Origin of the sequence: Bartonella sp. AP331QHHD (assembly GCF_042195905.1) — a bacterium.
In the GTDB taxonomy this organism is placed as follows: Bacteria; Pseudomonadota; Alphaproteobacteria; order Rhizobiales; family Rhizobiaceae; genus Bartonella.
On sequence record NZ_JBHIPG010000044.1, the window covers coordinates 1 to 2,693 of the forward strand.

Here is a 2,693-nt window from a genome sequence, read left to right on the forward strand (position 1 = left end):
CAAAATCGGTAATGAGAACCATGATTTGGTGATTGATTTGGTCACTACAGAAAACGGCTATCCTACCGCCGATATTCAAGCACAAAGCTTTTATTCTATGAAGGGCGCAAAAACTGGTTGGGCAGAGGCACGCTATGATGTACCACTCCTTGTCCCCGATGACCGCTTAACGGCTTTCGTTATTAAGACAGATGATAGTAATCATTCCGTCTCCTTAGCAAAGCTTGGGGATTTTGATGCAGAAAAACAAAGGTATGTCTCAAGCCACCCTTATGTAACAGGACCACGATTTTCTTCTGTTAACGCACAAAGCTGGACTGCTCATCAAGATGAGGCTTTAGCCTTTCGAGTGCTGGCAGCACGCTACACACAAACAGAAAAAACCATTGATCTTGGCACTTTTGATCTTGTGGACTGCTCTGATTTACAAATACGCGCAGCCATTGAGTTGCCTTCAAGCGATTGTTCTGTCATCTTTGAAATTGAAAGAAACAACGGCACGGTTTATCAACTCCTTCCCTTTCAATTGCTCAGTCTTACTGAATATATCAGTGAAAAGATCAAGCTTCGCGCTATTCTTAAAGGAACAGAGAAACTCTCACCGGTGTTATTTGCGCCTGTTCAATTGATCGCGGGAAAGATCCATAAGGAAGCGACCTATGTCACGCGTGCTTTTGCCTTTGGTGAAAAGGCAAGGTTAACGAGCTATATCAAAACCTTTTTACCGGGTGGTGCAACCTTTTCACTGGAGATGCAACTAGATGATGGTGGTTTCACCCCTTTGAAACTTGACGAAACAGAACAACTCGCTGAACCACTTTGGACAGAACGAAAATTTGTGAGCAGTGACAAAACAGCCAAACAAGCGCGCCTCAAACTCACTCTTACCGGTGGACCAGCAGCGCGGTCCATGGTGAGTGATTTTGGCGCTGGCATATTGTGATGGGAGAACAGAGATGACCAAAACCAAAAAACTCGACATGGAATTGCCTAAAGAGGGGCGTTTTATCAGTTCTGAATTCCCAATCTTGCGGGAAAACTTGACCAAAATTGATCAAGCTCTTTTGGCTGTTGAGGAAAAGATAAACGAAAAAGCACCTTTACAACACACGCATACCATAAGCGAAATCACAAATCTAGAAAGCGCTCTCAATGGCAAAATGGCAGCGGATAAAACCTTCACTTTTGCCGATTTAAGCGATATCGAAGGCGCAAAAGATGCCGCCAACAATTATGTTCTCTATAAATCAAGCAACAATAACTTTACCTTTGGCAGTGCTGTTTCACTATTAGGTGCGCACCAACATAAAACCGAAGATATCGTGGGGCTTGNCAACAATTATGTTCTCTATAAATCAAGCAACAATAACTTTACCTTTGGCAGTGCTGTTTCACTATTAGGTGCGCACCAACATAAAACCGAAGATATCGTGGGGCTTGATGATTTTAGAGCCAAGATTAATCAAGATATGACCAGCTATGGGCGCCTCACAAGCCCAAATGAATGGCAGAATTATAATAAATTTACCAGCAAAGTCACCATGAGTGGTGGCTTAGAACTTTTGGGTAATTCGTCGTTTAGCCTTATTCATAATGGTGAAACGGTGACAAGTTTAAGCACAAATGGAAGTACCTTGAAAGGACCTTTGAGAGTTGATGGTGAAGCTGTTTATACCAAGGTGCAAGTGGATGCTCTTTTGGATGCTTTAATCAAAAAGCGTAAAGAAGAGTACATTGAAATCGTTATGTTGCAGAGTGGTAATATTCCTTGGCCTGATGGGGTGACAGATGACACTGATATTGAAATCATGGCTTGGGGAGGTGGCGGGAGCGGTGGCCAACGTGGAGGAGGAGGTGGTGGTGAATGTATTTCTTTAAAGATTCAAAAACGCCAATTACAGAATAATGATGTAGTGGCTATTGGAAAAGGCGGATATGGAAATGGTATTAATGGTGGTAATACGCTAGTTGGTTCTATTCTTACAGCACGGGGTGGTAAGGGGAATAACGGTTATATTGGTGGAAATAGTGGTGGTGGAGTTTCAGGTGGTTATGGAACTGCAAGTGGTAGTAATAATAATGGTTATGCGGGAAAAGAACATCCTTGGCATGGAGGCGGAGGAGGTGGTGGTGGCTTTAATGATAGTTGTGGCGGTGATGGAGGGGATAGTACCTATGGTGGAGCAGGTGGAGGTGGGAGTGGTGGTAGTGGTATAGCTAATAATGGAGGTAAGGGAGGAAAAAGCCAGTATGGTGGCAATGGAGGAAGCGGAGCTGAAAAAGGATATGGCGGCGGTGGCGGTGGCGGTTATCGAGATGGTGAAGATGGAACAGTAAATGGTGCTGGACGGGGTGGTGATGGCGCAGTTAAATTAAAGATCTTTGTATAAGCGCGTTTAAAGGCTTGTATGCTCTTCCGTCTTTAAGTCCCCTTTAAAGCCCTTTAAAAGGGCTTTTTGACTGACAGTGTCAGACTTATGAAAGGGAGCTCTTGTTGTTATGGTCTCTTCATTGATTTGGAGAGCAAAATGGCAATAGAATTTAATCATGGGATTCGCATTGTAGAGGCTGGTGAGGATTCCCGTCCTTTAGCAACATTTGATCAGACCGCTATTGGGGCGGTTGTTACAGCCCCTGATGCTGACAACCAAGTTTTTCCCCTCGACGAGCCTGTGTTAGTTTTTACACATGAG

1 protein-coding gene and 2 pseudogenes are annotated in these 2,693 nt (G+C 43.9%); all 3 read left to right on the top strand.

All coding sequences use genetic code 11. From position 1 onward, the window contains the following. Positions 1–943 (top strand): annotated as a pseudogene (locus ACFIMS_RS05330) (DUF4815 domain-containing protein); the annotation flags it as partial. A 13-nt stretch (positions 944–956) separates the two neighbouring features. After that, complete coding sequence (locus tag ACFIMS_RS05335) at positions 957–2,390, top strand: Bgr_08870 family protein (protein WP_375696456.1); 1,434 nt, start codon at positions 957–959, stop codon at positions 2,388–2,390. A 138-nt stretch (positions 2,391–2,528) separates the two neighbouring features. After that, positions 2,529–2,693: pseudogene (locus ACFIMS_RS05340) on the top strand (phage tail protein); the annotation flags it as partial.